Annotated in this window: 1 protein-coding gene; it reads left to right on the top strand. The window is 49.0% G+C overall.

Annotation, left to right across the window (positions count from 1 at the left end):
• Window positions 1–13: 13 nt before the first annotated feature.
• Window positions 14–261: cupin domain-containing protein (locus tag NLF92_RS13270; protein WP_254102710.1), on the top strand; the 248-nt coding region annotated here is incomplete at its 3' end.

Below are 261 nucleotides of genomic sequence, written 5' to 3'. Positions count from 1 at the left end.
ATCGGTGACCTAAATGTTAAATATGAACTTTGATGAACGCCTAGCTATTAATACGCAGAAGCAAGAGTGGCAGGCGTCGCCATCTTCCACGGTATGGCGTAAACCGTTAGAGCGTGGAGCAAAGGAGTCAGGCCATACAACGAGTGTGGTGAAATACGACGCTGGCGCTAGCTTTAAACAGCATAGCCATCCCTATGGTGAGGAGATTCTCGTATTAGAAGGTGTATTTTCTGACGAGCACGGTGATTACCCGGCGGGCAC

Origin of the sequence: Opacimonas viscosa, assembly GCF_024199005.1 — a bacterium.
Lineage (GTDB): Bacteria > Pseudomonadota > Gammaproteobacteria > Enterobacterales > Alteromonadaceae > Opacimonas > Opacimonas viscosa.
The sequence above is the reverse complement of the archived record's forward strand: the minus strand, read 5'-3'. Positions and strand labels throughout refer to the sequence as shown.